The sequence below is a fragment of the Streptomyces sp. DSM 15324 genome (genome assembly GCF_001514285.1).
Taxonomy (GTDB): domain Bacteria; phylum Actinomycetota; class Actinomycetes; order Streptomycetales; family Streptomycetaceae; genus Streptomyces.
Genome location: NZ_KQ949023.1, coordinates 298,018 through 315,156 on the forward strand (window position 1 = coordinate 298,018; position 17,139 = coordinate 315,156).

The window sequence follows — 17,139 nt, forward strand, 5'->3', positions numbered from 1 at the left end:
TGCGGCACGTGTGTGCGGCATCGCGTACGGCGAACGTGGGAGGGGTCGGGGACCGTGGGCAAAGACGCGCGGGGTGGGCTGGGACGACGCCTGGCGGTCGGCATGGCGCTGCTGAGCGCTTCCGGGCTGCTCGCGCTCGCGGCGCCGGCCGAGGCCGGGGCCGCGGCCGCGCACTGCGGGGGGCACAAGGTGCGGACCCTGACCTTCGCCACCGGCTATGTGAACGTCTACAAGCGCAACGGCACGGTCTGCGCCATGACCTTCCAGAAGAACCCCGGCAGGGGCCGCAGCATGACGGTCAGCGTGCAGGCCCGCGGCCTCTTCCCGGTGCCCGCCGCGGGAGTGGACCCCCGCAGCATCGGCCCGGTACAGACCCACGCGGGACACCGCTGCGTACGGGTGAAGGGCTCGGTCGGCCCCGGCTCGATCAGCACCGGCTGGATCCTCTGCTGACCCCGACACTCACCCCCTGAGCCCCAACGCCCCCTGGTGCGACGGGTGTTGACCCGGATAGCTTCCGGATCACATCTGTCTCACAGGGAAGGGTGCACGCGCATGCGCAAGGCGCTCAGATGGCTGCTGGCCCTCACCGTGCTCATAGGCACGCTGAGCACGGCGGGGGCGGCCACCGCCGCCGAGCCGGACCCCGGCGGCACGGACATCAAGGACCGGCTCCTCTCCGTCCCGGGCATGAGCCTGATCCAGGAGAAGCCGTATCCGGGCTACCGCTACTTCGTCCTGAACTTCACCCAGCCGACCGACCACCGGCACCCGTCCGCCGGCACCTTCCAGCAGCGGATCACGGTGCTGCACAAGGACGTCAGCCGCCCCACGGTCTTCTACACCGGCGGCTACAACGTCTCCACCACCCCCAGCCGCCGTGAGCCGACCCAGATCGTCGACGGCAACCAGGTCTCCATGGAGTACCGCTTCTTCACCCCGTCCCGCCCCGACCCGGCCGACTGGTCCAAGCTGGACATCTGGCAGGCGGCGAGCGACCAGCACCGCATCTTCGAGGCGCTGAAGAAGATCTATCCCGCGAACTGGATCTCCACGGGCGGCTCCAAGGGCGGCATGACCGCGACGTACTACGAGCGCTTCTACCCCCGCGACATGGACGGCGTGGTGGCCTACGTCGCCCCCAACGACGTCGTGAACGACGAGGACTCGGCCTACGACCGCTTCTTCGACACGGTCGGCACCAAGGAGTGCCGCGACCGGCTGAACGCGGTGCAGCGCGAGGCACTCGTGCGCCGCGCGCCGCTGGAGACGAAGTACGAGGCCTACGCCGCGGAGAACGGCTACACGTTCACCACCATCGGCGGTCTGGACCGCGCCTACGAGGCCGTCGTCCTGGACTACGTCTGGGGCTTCTGGCAGTACAGCCTGCTCGCGGACTGCGCCACGATCCCCGCGGACGCGGCCACCGCCACCGACGACGAGATCTGGACGTCCATCGACACGATCTCCGGCTTCTCGTTCTACACGGACCAGGGCCTGGAGCCGTACACCCCGTACTACTACCAGGCGGGCACCCAACTCGGCGCGCCCACCATCCACTTCCCGCACATCGAGAAGAAGTACGTCCGCTACGGCTACCAGCCCCCGCGCAACTTCGTCCCGCGCGACATCCCGATGCGCTTTTGGCCCCGAGCCATGCGCGACGTCGACACCTGGGTGCGGCACCACGCCCAGCACATGCTCTTCGTCTACGGCCAGAACGACCCCTGGGGCGCCGAACGTTTCCGCCTCGGCAAGGGCGCCCAGGACTCCTACGTCTTCACGGCCCCCGGCATGAACCACGGCGCGAACGTGGCGGGCCTGACGGCGGACGAGAAGACCCTCGCCACCGCCCGCATCCTGTCCTGGGCGGGCGTTGCGACCCCCGCGGTCACCGCGGCCAGGCCGCTGGCGAAGTTCGACGCGAAGCTGGACGTCCGGGACGCGGAACGGGAGCCGGCCCTGCGCCCCTGACCTGACGCGTTCAGTACGTCAGCCCGTGGCCCAGGGGATACAGCACCCGTGCCGGGTCGTCCGCCCGTGGCACCGGCACCGGGAGCCTTCCCCGCGGCCCGGCCGCCCCCGCGATCACCCGGGCCGCGGCGCGCAGTTCGACGTCGGTCCAGGAGTAGGCGGCCAGGAAGGCCGGTACGGACGGCAGTAGGGCGACGTCGTACGGGTTGCGCACGGCGACCACCACCACCGGGCGGCCGGTCGCCGTCAGCCGTTCGACCAGGGTGCGCTGGGGGCTCGCGGCGGTGACGTTGTACGTCGCGACGACCACCGCGTCCGCCGCGCCCGCCGCCGTCACCGCCCGCTCGATCGTCCCGGCGGACGGGTCCGTCCCGGTGGACAGCGCCGACGCCGTGAAACCGAGGGCGGTGAGGGCGTCGGCCAGGACCGTGGTGGGCGGGCCCGTGGTGCCGGAGGGGGAGGCCGGGTCGGCACCCAGGACGAGGAGCCGGGGGTACGCGCGGGGCGAGAGGGGCAGCAGCGGACCCTCGTTGACCAGCAGGGTCGTCGTCCGTGCGGCGATCCGGTCGGCCTCCGCCGCATGACCGGGGCGGCCCACCACCCGGCCGACGGCGCCCGGATCGGCGTACGGCTCGGCCAGCAGCCCCAGCTTCTCCTTCAGCCGCAGGATGCGCAGCACCGACGCGTCGAGCCGCTCCTCGGTGAGTTCCCCGTCCGCCACGGCCTTCAGGACCGCGCCGTGCGCGAGCGCGAGGTCCGGCGGGTCGAGGAGCTGGTCGACGCCGGCCTTCAGGGCGAGCACCGGCACCCGGTCGTCCCCGTACCTGGTGCGGACGCCCGCCATCCCGAGCGCGTCGGTGACCACGACCCCGTCGTAGCCGAGGCGCTCGCGCAGGATGCCGGTGATGACGGGGCGGGAGAGGGTGGCCGGGTCACCGGAGTCATCCAGCGCGGGGACCAGGAGATGGCCCGTCATGATCGCGTCGACGCCCGCCGCGATCGCCGCGCGGAAGGGGGCCGCGTCCAGCCGCTCCCAGACCTCGCGGGTGTGCGTGATCACCGGGAAGCCGGTGTGGCTGTCGACGGCGGTGTCCCCGTGCCCCGGGAAGTGCTTGGCGGTGGCCGCGACCCCGGCCTCCTGATAGCCCCGCACCTCCTCGGCGACCAGGGCGGCCACCGCCTCCGGGTCCGAGCCGAAGGAACGGACGCCGATCACCGGGTTGGCCGGGTTCACGTTCACGTCGGCCACGGGGGAGTAGTTCTGCCGGACGCCCATCGCCCGCAGTTCGAGCCCGGCGATCCGGCCGAGGGCGCGGGCGTCGGCCGGATCGCCGCCTGCCCCGAGGGCCATCGCGCCGGGGAACAGGGTGGCCGGTCCGCCGATCCGGCAGACGATGCCGTGCTCCTGGTCGGTCGAGATCAGCACGGGCACACCGCCCGGCTGCCCGAGCGCGGCGCGCTGGATGCCGTCGGACAGCTCGGCGATCTGGCGCGGGTCGCGGGTGTTGTGCGCCCAGCTGAAGTAGATGATCCCGCCCACCCGGTACTTCGCGACCAGCTCGGCGGCGGTGCGGACGCCGAGTTCCGCCCGGTTGGCGTCCGCGTCGGCCCGGTCGGGCTCGGTCGCCGAGTGGCCGTACACCCGGGCCACGAAGAGCTGGCCGACCTTCTCCGCCGGCGTCATCCGGGACAGCAGCGCGGCCGGGCGGCCGTCGTCCGCCCGGGCCGTACCGCCGACGGCGAGCGCGGCGGTGACGCCCGCGCCGGCGGCGAGGACGGAACGTCGGGAGGGCATGGGCGCGCTCCTTCACGGGGTGGGGGAGGTGCGGGCGGGCGAGGGCGGCGAGGGGGGGAGGGCGGCGTGGGGGAGGGCGGCGGGGGAGGGCTGGGGCGTACGCCGCACGCTACCCGCGCCGGCACCGCCCTCGGCGCATTGACCGCCCACGGATGCCGCTCACGGCGGTACGCGCAGAGGGTGCTGACAGCTGGGCATGGGGAGAATGGTGACGGCCGTTCGAGCGGGTGCCGTTCACGGTCGGCCGTCCACGCGGGTGGTGGTGACGGCCGTTCGAGCGGGTGCCGTTCACGGCTGCCCATGCGCCGACACCCTCGGCCACCACTCCCGCAGCACGCGTACCGTCTCCGCGATCGCCGGCCGCCGGGCCGCCCCCGTGCGCCACACCGCGTACAGCCGGCGTACCGGCATCGGGTCGAGCGGCACCTCCGCCACCCCCGCCGGCAGCGGGCCGCGCCCGAGCCGGGGGATCAGGGCGACCCCGAGGCCGGCCGCGACGAGCGCCACGAGGGTCGGGTTCTCCTCGGCGGTGTGCACCAGGTCCGGTTCGTGCCCCGCCGCGCGCATCGTGCGCACCAGCCAGTCGTGGCACACCCGGCCGGGCGGCTGGCCGACCCACCGCTCGCCGCCCAGCTCCTCGCGCCGTACGGCCGTACGTCCCGCGAAGGGATGGCCCTCGGGGACCAGCAGATCGCACAGGTCGTCCCCGATCACCGCGTGCTCCACACCGGCCGGCGCGGGCAGCGGGGCGATGTCCCAGTCGTGGGTGACGGCGAGGTCCACCACGCCCCTGGCGACCAGGTCCACCGACAGATGCGGATCGATCTCGGCGAGCCGGGCGTCCAGGGCCGGGTGGTCGCGGGCGAGGTCCGCGAGGACCGACGGCATCAGCCCGCGCGCCGCCGAGGCGAACGCCGCGACGGCGAGCTGCCCGGCCGGCACCCCGCGCCGCTCCTCCAGCTCCGTCTCGGCCCGTTCGACGATCGCCAGCAACTCCTGTGCCGTGGCCGCGAGGTGAAGCGCCTCGTCGGTGAGGCGGATACCCCGGCCCTCCCGCTCCAGCAGGACCGTCCGGGTCTCCCGCTCCAGCTTGGCGATCTGCTGGGAGACGGCGGACGGGGTGTAGCCGAGCGCGGCGGCCGCGGCGCCGACGGTGCCGTGGACCGAGACGGCGTGCAGGGCGCGCAGTCGCTGGAGATCGAGCACCAGACCCTCCGAACATTAGCGTTGCTTCATCCGATCGTGCAGCAATCATCGCTGGTGCTTAACGATCCCGGCGGGTGATCCTCGACGCATGCGACCCGCCCACTTCGCCCTCGCCGTGCTCGTCGCCGCCGTATGGGGCGCGAACTTCACCGTCGTCGAGATCGGCCTCGGACACTTCCCGCCGCTGCTCTTCTCGGCGCTGCGCTTCCTGACGGCCGCCCTGCCCGCCGTGTTCCTCGTGGGCCGCCCCACGGTGGCCTGGACGTGGATCGTGGCGGTCGGGCTGGTCCTCGGCGTCGCCAAGTTCGGCCTGCTCTTCGTCGGTATGGACGCGGGCATGCCGGCCGGCCTGTCCTCCCTCGTCCTCCAGATACAGGCGGTGTTCACGGCGGTCATCGCCTTCGCCGTCCTCGGCGAACGCCCGGGCCGGCTGCGGCTGTTCGGCATGGCCGTCGCGCTCGCCGGCATCGGGGTTGCGGCGGTGGACGAGGGGACCTCCGGCCCGCTCGGCGCCTTCGCGCTGGTTGTCGCCGCGGCCGTCTGCTTCGGCGCCTCCAACGTCCTCACCCGCAAGGCCGCCCCGCCCGACTCCCTGAACTTCATGGTGTGGGTGAGCACGGTCCCGGTGCTGCCCCTGCTGGCCCTCTCCCTCCTCACGGAGGGCCCGAGCCGGGACTACGACGCCCTGCGCGCCCTCGACTGGCAGGGCGCCGGCACCGTCCTCTACGTCGCCTGGGTCACCACCGTCCTCGGCTTCGGCGCCTGGGGCCGGCTGCTGCACCGCTATCCCGCCTCCACCGTCGCCCCCTTCGCGCTGCTGGTCCCCGTCTTCGGCATGTCGTCGGCGGCCCTGTTCCTCGGCGAGCCGATCAGCGGCCTGCGCTGGTGCGCGGCGGCCCTCCTGGTGGGCGGGGTGGCCCTGACCTCACTGGCACCGGCCCGGGCGGCGGCCGCGTCCCCGCCGCCCGCCGCGTCCCCGGTCCATCCCGTGGACTCGGCCCCGTCGCAGCCGGTACGCACGGGATCATGAGGGCATGGCCCTCGTCGACATCCCCGGTTCCAAGTCCATCACCGCCCGTGCCCTGTTCCTCGCGGCCGCCGCCGACGGTGTCACCACCCTTCAGCGGCCCCTGCGCTCGGACGACACGGAGGGCTTCGCCGAAGGGCTGGCCCGGCTCGGCTACCGCGTCGGCCGCACCCCGGACAGCTGGCAGATCGACGGCCGCCCCCAGGGCCCCGCCGTCACCGAGGCCGACGTCTACTGCCGCGACGGCGCGACGACCGCCCGCTTCCTGCCCACCCTCGCCGCCGCCGGCCACGGCACCTTCCGCTTCGATGCCTCGCCCCAGATGCGCCGCCGCCCCCTCCTGCCGCTCACCCGCGCCCTGCGCGACCTCGGCGTGGACCTGCGGCACGAGGAGGCCGAGGGCCACCACCCGCTCACGGTCGCCGCGCACGGCGTTGAGGGCGGCGAGGTGGTGCTGGACGCCGGCCAGTCCTCCCAGTACCTGACCGCCCTCCTCCTGCTCGGCCCGCTCACCCGCACCGGGCTGCGCATCACCGTCACCGACCTGGTCTCCGCGCCGTACGTGGAGATCACGATCGCGATGATGCGCTCCTTCGGCGTGGAGGTCGCCCGCGAGGGCGACACCTATGTCGTCCCGCCGGGCGGCTACCGCGCCACCACCTACCCGATCGAACCCGACGCCTCCACCTCCAGCTACTTCTTCGCGGCGGCCGCGCTCACCGGCGGCGAGGTCACCGTGGCGGGCCTCGGCGAGGGCGCGCTCCAGGGCGACCTGGGCTTCGTGGAGGTGCTGCGCCGGATGGGCGCGCGGGTGGAGACCGGCGCGGACCGCACCACCGTCACGGGCACCGGCGTACTCCACGGCGTCACCGTCACCATGCGGGACATCTCCGACACCATGCCGACCCTCGCCGCGATCGCCCCCTTCGCCTCGGGCCCGGTGCGCATCGAGGACGTCGCCAACACCCGGGTGAAGGAGTGCGACCGCCTCGACGCCTGCGCCGAGAACCTGCGCAGGCTCGGCGTGGACGTGGCGACCGGCGAGGACTGGATCGAGATCCGGCCGGGGGCGCCGAGCGGCGCGGAGATCAAGACGTACGGCGACCACCGCATCGTCATGTCCTTCGCGGTGACCGGCCTGCGCACCCCCGGGATCTCGTTCGACGACCCGGGCTGCGTCCGCAAGACGTTCCCGGGTTTCCACGAGGCGTTCGCGCGGTTGAAGGAGGAGATCGTCGGCTGAGTTCCGTCCTGCGGGGGCCGGTGCTCCGGGGCACGCTGGTGTGGCTGGTGTGGCTGGTGCAGCTGGTGTGGCTGGTGTGGCTGGTGCGCTGTGGCGGCCGGAGCCGCCGGAGCCGCTGGGGAGGCGGCATGCTCGGCGAAGTCGACCGCCACGGCGCCATCGAGCTGCCCGGCGTCGAGCGCGGTGGCCAGATCCGGCGGCTGGGCCTCGACGACGTCGCCCCGCAGCCGCGGCAGCCGCGGCAGCCGCTCGCGCAGCCCGCGCAGCGCGGTGGGTGGCAGCCCCAGGATGGGGCTGGAGAAACAGCCGACGGTCACCGTGCCCGGCCGCCGTCGGCGTGCGCCGCGAGAGCGGCGCGGGCCCGCTCCAACTGGGCGGCGATGACGTCGGCGTGGGCGAGCAGGACCCGGGCCTGTCCGGTGAGCCGTACGCCTCTGCCGTCGCGTTCGGTGAGGGGGACCCCCAGGTCACGGGCGAGGGCGGCGAGCTGCTGGGCGACCGCCGAAGGGGTCAGCCTGCCGCTGGACCTGGCTGACGGGGCAGGAAATGATCCCAGCATGCCCACCACGCCCTCACCCACCTCCTCCGCCTCCCCTGCCTTCCTCGTCCTCCACGGCTGGCAGAACCGCCGCCCCGAGGCCCACTGGCAGCACTGGCTGGCCGACCGTCTCACCGCCCTCGGCCACTCCGTCACGTACCCCCAGCTCCCCGACCCGGACACCCCGTCCCTGGAGGCCTGGCTGACCGAACTGGAGGGCCTACTGGCCGACTTCGGCCCCGCCGCCTCCGAACGGGTCGTGATCGCCCACAGCCTCTCCGCGGTCCTCTGGCTGCACGCCGCCGCCCGCGACCTGCCCGGCGTCACCGCGCCCGACCGCGTCCTCCTGGTGGCCCCACCCTCCGCCTCCGTGGTCCGAAGCCACCCGGAGATCGCGGAATTCGCACCCCCGCCCCTGCCCGGCCTCCGTCTCCCCACCCCCACCCACCTGGTGGCGGGCGACGACGACCCCTACCTCCCCGAGGGCGCCCAGGCCGCGTACGGCACTCCGCTGGGCCTCACCGCCGACCTCCTCCCCGGAGCGGCCCACCTCGACCTGGACGCGGGCTACGGCCCCTGGCCGTCCGTACTGGAGTGGTGCCTGGACCGGACGGCACGATTGCGGGTACGCCCTTAGGGCAGCGGGGCCAGGCGCCGAAGGTGCGTGCGGCGGGGGTCGCTGGTAAGTATCCGTCCGGCGGGGGCGCGGGTGTTCCGGCGGGGGTGCGGGAGAGGGTTCGGGTCTTGCGTGGCCGCGGGTTCGGGTCTTGGTTTGCTGCGGCTGCGGCTGCGGCTGCGGCTGCGGGTGTGGGTGCAGGTGCAGGTGCAGGTGCCGGTGCGGGCGTGGGTGTGGGTGCGGGTCTGGCGTGGCCGCAAGTGTGTGTCCGTGCGGGACCGGCACCTTCGCAGCCCACGTCGGCTCGATCAGCCCGTCCGGCGCTTGAGGACGAGGCCCGTTCAGGGCCGAAGCGGGGCCCCGGGGGCGGCAGCCCCCGGAGACGGCCGCTCCAGCACCGGGCCCCCGAACAAGCGAACGGTGCCTAGACCCGCGGCCCCCCGGAGGACCCCCGCACCATCAGTTCCCCCCGCACCGTAGCGATCCCCCCGGGCGGCGGCTCCTCCCGCCCCATCGCGATCCGCCCCGCCCGCGCCCCCGCCTCCGCCAACGGCAACCGCACCGTCGTCAGGGCAGGCACCGCGTCGATGCTGAACGGCAGATCGTCGAACCCGGCCACCGACACGTCCTCGGGAATCCGCAGCCCCGAGTCCCGCAGCGCCGCGCACGCCCCCAGCGCGACGGAGTCGTTCGCGGCGACCACCGCGGTCAGGGTCGGGTCCCGCCGCAGCAGCTCCAGCGTGGCCTCGTACCCCGCCCGCCGGTCGTACCGCCCGTGCACGGTCCACCGGGGGTCCTCCTCGATCCCCGCGGCCTCCAGTGCCGCCCGGTGCCCCTCCAGCCGGTGCCGGGTCGTCGTGCGCTCCTCGGGACCGGCGATGTACCCCAGCCGGCGGTGCCCGAGCCCGATCAGGTGCTCGGTCAGCTCCCGCCCGCCGCCCCGGTTGTCGAAGGTGAGCGCGATCGCCGAGGTGTCCGGTGCCGGCGGCCGCCCGCACAGCACGATCCGCGTCCCCGCCTCGCCCAGCTTGCGCAGCTTCGCCGCCATCGCCGCCGCGTGCGGCTCGTTCTCCATGGCCCCGCCGGTCAACACCACGGCCGCGGCCCGCTGCCGCTGCAACAGGGTCAGATAGGTCAGCTCGCGCTCCGGCGAGCCCCCGGTGTTGCAGACCACCGCCAGCCGCTCGCCCCCGGCGCGCCCGCCGGGTCCCCCGATCTCCCCCTGGATCGCACTGGCCATGATCCCGAAGAAGGGGTCGGCGATGTCGTTGACCAGGATTCCCACCAGGTCGGAGGTCGCCGCCGCGAGCGCGCTCGCGGGTCCGTTCAGCACATAGTCCAGCTCGTCCACAGCCCGCAGCACCCGCTCACGGGTGGATGCGGCGACGGGATAGTTCCCGTTCAGCACGCGCGACACCGTCGCGGGCGAGACCTGCGCGCGGGCCGCCACGTCCGCCAGGGTCACCGTCATCTCGTCGTCCTCCGGTCACGCATCTCGTCGTACGTCCCCATACGTCCACGTACTCATACGTCCACGTAAGACAGGCCGGCCGCGGTCGCGGTTCCGGGCGTGTCCGAGCAGACCCTACGGCCACAACCCCCTCTTGTTCGCCCCCTCGAACAACTCGGGATGGACACGGTCTTGTCCGGACCACCGGTCAGAGGCTAGCTTCTTCTTGTATAGAAAGCGCTTGCTGTAACGCTGATCAGGAAGAGGCGTACGCGGCGCACATCACCGCGTACTACGCCTACGAAAGGACCGACGTGACACGCAAGACGGTGCGTATCGCCATGAACGGCGTGACCGGACGCATGGGCTACCGACAGCACCTCGTCCGCTCCCTCCTCGCCCTGCGCGACCAGGGAGGACTCGACCTCGGCGACGGCACCGTGCTGTGGCCGGAACCGATCCTCGTCGGCCGCCGCGAGCACGCCCTGAAGGCGCTCGCCGAGCGGCACGGCCTGGAGCACTGGGCGACGGACGTCGACGAGGTCCTCGCCGACCCGACCGTGGACATCTACTTCGACGCCCAGGTCACCTCCGCCCGCGAGGAGGCGCTCAAGAAGGCGATCGCCGCGGGCAAGCACGTCTACACCGAGAAGCCCACGGCCACCGGCCTCGACGGCGCCCTGGAGCTGGCCCGCCTCGCGAACGCGGCCGGCATCAAGCACGGCGTCGTCCAGGACAAGCTGTTCCTGCCCGGCCTGCTCAAGCTGAAGCGCCTGATCGACGGCGGCTTCTTCGGCCGCATCCTGTCCATCCGCGGCGAGTTCGGCTACTGGGTCTTCGAGGGCGACTGGCAGACCGCCCAGCGCCCCTCCTGGAACTACCGCACCGAGGACGGCGGCGGCATCGTCGTCGACATGTTCCCGCACTGGGAGTACGTCCTGCACGAGCTGTTCGGCCGGGTGAAGTCCGTCCAGGCCCTCACCGCCACCCACATCCCGCAGCGCTGGGACGAGAGCGACAAGCCCTACGACGCGACGGCCGACGACGCCGCGTACGGCATCTTCGAGCTCGACGGCGGCGCCATCGCCCAGATCAACTCCTCCTGGGCGGTCCGCGTCAACCGCGACGAACTCGTCGAGTTCCAGGTCGACGGCACCGAGGGCTCCGCCGTCGCGGGCCTGCGCAACTGCCGCGTCCAGCACCGCTCGCTCACCCCCAAGCCGGTCTGGAACCCCGACATCCCGGCCACCTACTCCTTCCGCGACCAGTGGCAGGAGGTCCCGGACAACGGCGACTTCGACAACGGCTTCAAGGCGCAGTGGGAGCTGTTCCTCAAGCACGTCTACGCCGACGCCCCCTACCACTGGGACCTGCTCGCCGGCGCCCGCGGCGTCCAGCTCGCCGAGCTGGGCCTGAAGTCCTCGGCCGAGGGCCGACGCCTCGACGTCCCGGAGATCGCGCTGTGACCCTCCAGCTCCCCGCCCCCGACGGCACGCTGCGGACGTACGACCCCCGCACCGAGCCGCTCCTCCTCACCCCCGGCACCCCTTTCACCTCCCGGACGGTCTACTCGGCGGCGCACGTCGTCGCCGACCCCTTCGCGGACACCACCCCCGATTCCCCCGCCGCCGTCGACTGGGACGCCACCCTCGCCTTCCGCCGCCACCTGTGGTCGCACGGGCTCGGTGTCGCCGAGGCGATGGACACCGCCCAGCGCGGCATGGGCCTGGACTGGGCGGGCGCCGCCGAGCTGATCCGCCGCAGCGCCGCCGAGGCGAAGGCGGTCGGCGGCAGCATCGCCTGCGGCGTCGGCACCGACCAGCTCACCGGCCCGGCGTCCCTCGCGGAGGTCCGAACGGCGTACGAGGAGCAGCTCGCGCTCGTCGAGGCCGCCGGCGCCCGGACGATCCTGATGGCCTCCCGCGCCCTGGCCGCGGCGGCCTCCGGCCCCGAGGACTACCTCGAGGTCTACGGCCACCTCCTGCGCCAGGCCTCCGAGCCGGTGATCCTGCACTGGCTCGGCCCGATGTTCGACCCGGCGCTGGAGGGCTACTGGGGCTCGTCCGACCTGGACGCGGCGACCGACACCTTCCTGGAGGTCATCGCCGCGCACCCCGACAAGGTCGACGGCATCAAGGTCTCGCTCCTGGACGCCGCGCGCGAGATCGACATCCGCCGCCGCCTCCCGCAGGGCGTGCGCTGCTACACGGGTGACGACTTCAACTACCCCGAGCTGATCGCGGGCGACGAGCAGGGCTTCAGCCACGCCCTGCTCGGCATCTTCGACCCGCTGGGCCCGCTGGCGGCCGAGGCGGTACGGCGCCTGGACACGGGCGACAAGGCCGGCTTCCGTGCCCTGCTCGACCCCACGGTCGCCCTCTCCCGCCACCTCTTCCAGACCCCCACCCGCTTCTACAAGACGGGCGTGGTGTTCCTGGCCTGGCTGGCCGGCCACCAGTCGCACTTCACGATGGTCGGCGGCCTTCAGTCGGCGCGCAGCCTCCCGCACTTCGCGCGTGCCTACGAACTCGCCGACGGCCTGGGCCTGTTCCCCGACCCGAAGCTGGCCGAGGACCGTATGAAGACCCTCCTCGCCCTGTACGGGGTGAACCAGTGAGCGATCTCGCGCGTTTCAGCATCAACCAGATGACGGTGAAGCAGCTGTCGATGCCGGAACTGGTGGATGCCTGCCTGGAGTTGGGCGTCCCCGGGGTGGGCCTGTGGCGCGAGCCGGTCCAGACGTACGGCCTGGAGGCGACGGCCAAACTGATCCGCGACGCGGGCCTGACGGTCACCACCCTCTGCCGCGGCGGCTTTTTCACGGCGATCGACCCGGCCGAACGCACGAAGGCCCTGGACGACAACCGCCGGGCGGTCGAGGAGGCGGCCACCCTCGGCACCGAGGTCCTGGTCCTGGTCTCCGGCGGCCTCCCGGCCGGCTCCAAGGACCTGCACGGGGCGCGGGAGCGGATCGCCGACGCCCTGGGCGAACTGGGTCCCCATGCCGAACGGCACGGAGTGAAGCTGGCCATCGAACCCCTCCACCCCATGTACGCCGCCGACCGCTGCGTGGTCTCCACCCTCGCCCAGGCCCTGGACCTCGCGGAGCGCTTCCCGGCCCACCAGGTCGGCGTGACGGTCGACACGTACCACATCTGGTGGGACGACCGGGCCCCCGCCCAGATCGCCCGCGCGGGCGCCTCGGGCCGTATCCACACCTTCCAGCTGGCCGACTGGACGACCCCCCTCCCCGAGGGCGTCCTCACCGGCCGCGGCCAGATCGGCGACGGCGCGATCGACATGCGCGAGTGGCTGGCGTACGTCGAACAGGCCGGCTACACGGGACCCGTCGAGGTCGAACTCTTCAACGACGGCCTGTGGGCCAGGGACGGCCGCGAGGTACTGGCGGAGACGGCGGAGAGGTTCGCCCGGCACGTCCTCTGACCACCTCGGATCCACCGAACCCGCAGACGGCCGCCGGATGTCGAAAAACACTCCGGCGGCCGTCTGACGGCACGTCGCTTTGCAACTGCTCATGCGATAATACGTTCGACGGATTGCCGGTGGGGGGAGCGGTGTGACGGGCTGGGACATAGACGTCGCCGGGGTGCGCGGAGTTCTGCGGAACACCGGCACGGCGGCGAAGTCACTGTCGGACACGGGCCGGGCGATGCAGGGCAACCTGGAGGAGGCGGCCTCGGCGGCGGGGACGATCACCAGCCAGTACGGCCCGTACAGCAGCACGGCCGGACTGGTGGGCGCGGCGCTGGCGGAGTTCCTCGACCAGTGGGCGCGTGATCTGGTGTACATCGCCGAGCGCACGTCGAAGTCGCTGAACGGCGCGGCCGAGGCCACGGGCCACTATGCCCAGGGCGACCTGACGATGGCGGCCACGGCACAGCGGGAGGCGGCCAAGGAGCCGAAGGTCGATCTGCCGGGGGCGGCCAAGTGAGCGACGGGGCAACCCTGATCGACCCGTCCGGCATCCCGCACTTCATCGGCGACCTGTCCACCCTGGACACGGACGTGATGTTGCTGACCGCGAACGCGGCCCAGTTCCGGGCGTCGGGCGCGAACGTCCACACCACCTTCCAGAACCTCTCCGCCGTCTACCGCACCCCCGACGCGGCCGAACTGCTCTCCTCCACCCTGCCGGTGAAGACGAAGGCGGACGGCTTCGCGGACGACCTGGAGAAGGTCGCGTCGGCGCTGTCGGACTACAGCGCCGAGGTGCAACCCCTGGTGGAGCGGCTGGCGACCCTGAAGACGGAGGCCACCGCCTTCGTGGACTCGCTCTCCGGGGACGACGACTGGCGCAAGGATCAGGACAAGGTCGACCGCAACAACCAGCTCTGGCGGGACGTCAACCACACGGTCGCGGCCTTCCAGGCGGCCGAGCGGACCTGCCACAACAAGATCACCGCGCTGGTCGGGGGCTCGAGGACCACCGTCGACGACGGCTCGCACGGCAAGCACATGTACGGCTACCGCGCCGAGGACCTCGACCACGCGCCGGCGACCCCGTGGGGCGCCCCGGCCGAGCGGGAGTACGAGGGCTGGGACTGGCTGACCCACCAGGCGGGCCAGGTCTGGGACGGCATCTGGACCGACGGCGTGATGGCCACCATCCACGGCGTGGGGACCCTCTTCGGCGCCGACGGCGCGGACGCGGCGGGCCAGGCGTGGAAGGGCCTGGCCCAACTCGCCACGGCCTCGGCCCTGACCAGCGCCACCCTCGGCACCTGGTGGCTGGTCCCGGAGGACGAACTCCCGTCCTGGCTGCGCGAATCCCGTACGGCCTACAAGGAGACCGTCAAGGGCCTCGTCGCCTGGGACACCTGGAAGACCAACCCGTCCCGCGCGGCGGGGGCGGTGGGCTTCAACGTGCTGACGCTCCTGGGCACGGAGGGCACGGGCGCCGCGGCCTCCGGAGCCGCCAAGTCCTCCGCGGCGGCCCGCGCCCTGTCGACGGCCGGCAAGATCGGCCGCGCCATCGACCCGATGACGTACGCGGGCAAGGCGGGCACGTTCGCCTTCACCAAGGTCGGCGACACCTTCCGCACCCTGAGGAACCTCCACACCGGCACCACCTTCAACCTCCTGGACCACGCGGACGCCCTCCGCTCCCCGAAGATCCCGGACAACGCGATCCCGTACGTCGACGCCAGGGGTGACATCGTCTACCTGACCGAGGACGGCCATGTCCTGAACGCCGACGGGGGGCTGCGCCAGCACGCAGATGAGGCGGCGAGGGAACTCGGGTCCCATGACCGCGGTCTTCTGGATTCGACCACCTCGATGCCTGCGTCGCGGATGCAGCAGCCCGAGCTCGTTTCGGCGTCCGGTGGCGCCGATCCGGTGCACGGTGCATCCGCGAGTCACGACTCACCCGCTGCCTCGGGCGGTGGCCACGCCGACGGTTCGGGAGCCGGTGGTGATCATGCTGTGCCCGGACACGAGATCGCCCCGCCCGGCGACCACGGGGGTTCCTGGCCGGACACCGGCGGTCACGGTGAGGCAATGCCGCCGGGCGGTCACGGTGAGGCAATGCCGCCGGGCGGTCACGAACCGGCCGACGGAGCTTCGCCGCCCGAGCAGCCGCCCGGCCATGAGCCCATGGTGCGAGGAGGCGAGACGGAGCAGCAACTCCGAGACGCCATCAAACAGATCCCGGGCGACAAGCGACCCAAGCCCGACGTCCTGGACAGGGCGCTCCAACGCCTGGCCACCGTCCCGAACGGCCAGCAGGTGGCGGAGATCATCGCTTCAGGGCGTTTCGGCCGAAGTGACGGCTTCGGGCAAGTGGTGTCGTCGTTGGGTGCCCGTAAGGAAGCGATGTTCCAGCCCGGCGTCGACCAGATCGTCTTTGCCGAAGATCTGGCCCGAAGCGGGGTTCCGGCGCAGAACATCGAATTCGAGTACAAGATTCCGGTGGGTGCGGATGCGGACATTCGCATCACCGATGAATCCGGATCTGTTTACACCTATCAAATGAAACACCTCAATAATCCCATTGATCAGGTCTCCGAGATCACCAGGGGCAAATATCTCCTCCAACTGGCGGTGACCGAGGCTGAGCACCGCGTCATGCTGGTGGATGGCGGTAGGGGCACACGGGCTGAGTGGATGGCGAACGGCTCCTACGAAGCTCTCCTGGACATCCATAACGGCGGACGTGGTCGAAAAGGCCAAGGCATTACATTCGTCGTGCGCTTGGAGGATGGCACACTGGTGATTCCGCCTGGCGCTAAGACCGACCCCAAGGACATGTTGTGATCACCACCGACTCGATCGGCGACTGGCTCTGGGAGATCGCCCCGCGCCACGAGGTCAAGCCCTCACGCGCCATCGACCACGCAGTAGCCGTGTGGAACATCCTGGCCGCGGCGGGTGTGGCTATCCCCGTTGCTGAGGTCAGTGTCGGCGTTCGTGCCGGTGACGACATGCGCGGGGTTCGCTTCGAAGCGTCTGGTCTCCCCCTGGAATCGGTGCCGCTCGTGCCGGGGAGCGCCCTCGCCAGTGCCGCGGAGCAGGTCGATGCAGTGCAGGGCGACACCGTCGTCAGAGTTCGAATGCGTTGCCCTGGCGAATGGCGGGAGGCAGGGGTCCGGCACCGGGTGGAACAGCTCTTCACGCTCCAGGTCGATATCTGGGACCGGAGCCTACTGACGGTGCTGCTGGAGACCTACTCCGACGCATGGCTGACCATGGACACGCGTGGGCGTGAACAGCTCGCCGTGCACGAGGAAAACGCCCCTCGGCTCGAGTTCGCCCTGACGGAGATCTCAAAGTATTTCGGATGTTCCCCAACGCCCGGGGATGAGAACCGTTACGCCATTCCGACCGAGACCGGATTCGAAGACGTGAGGATCGAGGGGCCCGCGTACATTGACGCGTGGCGGACTTTCGAGGTGCTCGACCGGTCCCGGCGGCTCCGGTCCTCGCTGCCGGATTCGGAGCAGGAGTATTCAGCGACGACGGAACAACCCGTCCGGTACTACACCGTTCAGGAAGGAGGACAGGTCCTGGGCTATGTGTGGGCCGCGCAAGGGGACGACGCGGCAGGTTTCGAACCGCGGACTGCCGCGGGGGAACCGGCTTTCGAGGCCGGGCGGGCATGGCTCCTGCGACTGCGTCAGGCTCGTCGACAAGGCATCTCTGCCTCCCAAGTCCTGCATTGGCTCAATGAGCAGGGAACTCCCGCCGGCATCGGCCACTTGGTCGAGGACGAACCCCGGAACTGCCCTTCGCTCGAAGAGCTGGAAGATCTGTCAGGCCGCTGGTAGCCAG

Annotated in this window: 15 protein-coding genes; 11 read left to right on the plus strand and 4 right to left on the minus strand. The window is 72.0% G+C overall.

Going from position 1 to position 17,139, the window contains the following annotated elements:
* Nucleotides 1–102: 102 nt before the first annotated feature.
* Together AQJ58_RS01310 and AQJ58_RS01315 are read left to right on the plus strand one after the other, a co-directional pair.
* Nucleotides 103–453 (plus strand): hypothetical protein, encoded by a 351-nt coding sequence (locus AQJ58_RS01310; protein WP_079078630.1) that lies wholly within the window; start codon nt 103–105, stop codon nt 451–453.
* 102 nt (nt 454–555) lie between these two features.
* Nucleotides 556–1,974, plus strand: coding sequence for a S28 family serine protease (locus tag AQJ58_RS01315; RefSeq protein WP_067243988.1), 1,419 nt, complete (start codon nt 556–558; stop codon nt 1,972–1,974).
* A gap of 10 nt (nt 1,975–1,984) precedes the next feature.
* Here the strand turns inward: AQJ58_RS01315 and AQJ58_RS01320 are convergent, their stop codons facing one another.
* Both AQJ58_RS01320 and AQJ58_RS01325 read right to left on the minus strand, forming a co-directional pair.
* Nucleotides 1,985–3,769 (minus strand): glycoside hydrolase family 3 protein, encoded by a 1,785-nt coding sequence (locus AQJ58_RS01320; protein WP_067243989.1) that lies wholly within the window; start codon nt 3,767–3,769, stop codon nt 1,985–1,987.
* Between the two features lie 288 nt (nt 3,770–4,057).
* The gene (locus tag AQJ58_RS01325) at nt 4,058–4,975 is read right to left on the minus strand and encodes a LysR family transcriptional regulator (RefSeq protein WP_067243991.1); all 918 of its coding nucleotides are present in this window, start codon (nt 4,973–4,975) and stop codon (nt 4,058–4,060) included.
* A gap of 88 nt (nt 4,976–5,063) precedes the next feature.
* On the opposite strand from AQJ58_RS01325, the gene AQJ58_RS01330 reads away from it, so the two are divergent.
* Together AQJ58_RS01330 and aroA are read left to right on the plus strand one after the other, a co-directional pair.
* Nucleotides 5,064–6,005, plus strand: a complete 942-nt coding sequence (locus AQJ58_RS01330; RefSeq protein WP_067243993.1) for an EamA family transporter — start codon at nt 5,064–5,066, stop codon at nt 6,003–6,005.
* A gap of 4 nt (nt 6,006–6,009) precedes the next feature.
* Nucleotides 6,010–7,245 (plus strand): 3-phosphoshikimate 1-carboxyvinyltransferase, encoded by a 1,236-nt coding sequence (gene aroA, locus AQJ58_RS01335; protein WP_067243994.1) that lies wholly within the window; start codon nt 6,010–6,012, stop codon nt 7,243–7,245.
* Between the two features lie 313 nt (nt 7,246–7,558).
* Here aroA and AQJ58_RS44155 read toward each other — a convergent pair whose 3' ends face one another.
* Nucleotides 7,559–7,804, minus strand: coding sequence for a LysR family transcriptional regulator (locus tag AQJ58_RS44155; protein ID WP_420712134.1), 246 nt, complete (start codon nt 7,802–7,804; stop codon nt 7,559–7,561).
* Between AQJ58_RS44155 and AQJ58_RS01345 the strand changes: the two genes are divergently transcribed.
* Nucleotides 7,803–8,420, plus strand: a complete 618-nt coding sequence (locus AQJ58_RS01345) for an RBBP9/YdeN family alpha/beta hydrolase (protein WP_067243996.1) — start codon at nt 7,803–7,805, stop codon at nt 8,418–8,420. The genes AQJ58_RS44155 and AQJ58_RS01345 overlap by 2 nt on opposite strands.
* A gap of 403 nt (nt 8,421–8,823) precedes the next feature.
* Here AQJ58_RS01345 and AQJ58_RS01350 read toward each other — a convergent pair whose 3' ends face one another.
* The gene (locus AQJ58_RS01350) at nt 8,824–9,870 is read right to left on the minus strand and encodes a LacI family DNA-binding transcriptional regulator (RefSeq protein WP_067243998.1); all 1,047 of its coding nucleotides are present in this window, start codon (nt 9,868–9,870) and stop codon (nt 8,824–8,826) included.
* 293 nt (nt 9,871–10,163) lie between these two features.
* On the opposite strand from AQJ58_RS01350, the gene AQJ58_RS01355 reads away from it, so the two are divergent.
* From AQJ58_RS01355 to AQJ58_RS01380, 6 genes are all read left to right on the plus strand, one after another.
* Nucleotides 10,164–11,315 (plus strand): Gfo/Idh/MocA family protein, encoded by a 1,152-nt coding sequence (locus tag AQJ58_RS01355; RefSeq protein ID WP_067243999.1) that lies wholly within the window; start codon nt 10,164–10,166, stop codon nt 11,313–11,315.
* Nucleotides 11,312–12,466 (plus strand): dihydrodipicolinate synthase family protein, encoded by a 1,155-nt coding sequence (locus AQJ58_RS01360; RefSeq protein ID WP_067244001.1) that lies wholly within the window; start codon nt 11,312–11,314, stop codon nt 12,464–12,466. The genes AQJ58_RS01355 and AQJ58_RS01360 overlap by 4 nt, the downstream gene beginning before the upstream one ends.
* Nucleotides 12,463–13,293: a sugar phosphate isomerase/epimerase family protein gene (locus tag AQJ58_RS01365; protein ID WP_067244003.1), complete on the plus strand. Its 831-nt coding sequence runs from the start codon at nt 12,463–12,465 to the stop codon at nt 13,291–13,293. The genes AQJ58_RS01360 and AQJ58_RS01365 overlap by 4 nt, the downstream gene beginning before the upstream one ends.
* Nucleotides 13,294–13,426: 133 nt before the next feature.
* Entirely contained in the window at nt 13,427–13,801 is a 375-nt protein-coding gene (locus AQJ58_RS01370; RefSeq protein WP_067244005.1) for a DUF6507 family protein, read from the plus strand.
* The gene (locus AQJ58_RS01375; RefSeq protein ID WP_067244007.1) at nt 13,798–16,125 is read left to right on the plus strand and encodes an ICP22 family protein; all 2,328 of its coding nucleotides are present in this window, start codon (nt 13,798–13,800) and stop codon (nt 16,123–16,125) included. Before AQJ58_RS01370 ends, AQJ58_RS01375 begins: the two co-directional genes overlap by 4 nt.
* A complete protein-coding gene (locus AQJ58_RS01380) occupies nt 16,122–17,135 on the plus strand; it encodes a hypothetical protein (RefSeq protein ID WP_067244008.1) in 1,014 nt (337 codons plus the stop codon). The genes AQJ58_RS01375 and AQJ58_RS01380 overlap by 4 nt, the downstream gene beginning before the upstream one ends.
* Nucleotides 17,136–17,139: the final 4 nt, after the last annotated feature.